Raw genomic sequence first — 394 nt, 5'->3', positions numbered from 1 at the left:
GTGTCGTGAGTGAGTCTACACCTAGAAGGTTTTCTTGTTCCCATCGTTTCGCTAGGCTCCGCCTAGCTTCACACCTTAGGTGGGAACAAAAACCCCTTATGCTCTTCTCACTATTTTTTGATCTCTACCCAGATTTGCAGAAAGGAGAGGGAAAAGTGGAAATTAGAATTAGAGAAGTAGATCCAATTGCCGTAAAGAAAATAGATGAAATTGCAAAGAGGAAAGGATTATCCCGGCAGAAATTTTTGAAAGACCAAATTGAAATGTTAGCATTTTTTCAGCAACAAAATAAAAGGGAAATGGAATTGGAAAATCTCATTGAAAAGAACATCCATATGATGAGTGATTGTTATAGCGCAATGGAAAAAATGAATGAGTTTATTCAAATGATGAT

At 36.8% G+C, this 394-nt stretch carries 1 protein-coding gene; it reads left to right on the top strand.

Features of this window, described 5'->3' with window-relative positions:
* Positions 1-155: 155 nt before the first annotated feature.
* Positions 156-394 (top strand): hypothetical protein (locus tag JDS95_RS32300; protein ID WP_199691055.1); only part of this gene is annotated, 239 nt, incomplete at its 3' end.

Origin of the sequence: Bacillus cereus group sp. N24 (assembly GCF_016483345.1) — a bacterium.
GTDB lineage: Bacteria > Bacillota > Bacilli > Bacillales > Bacillaceae_G > Bacillus_A > Bacillus_A toyonensis.
Note: the sequence above shows the minus strand (reverse complement) of the source record. Positions and strands in the feature narration are given on the sequence as shown.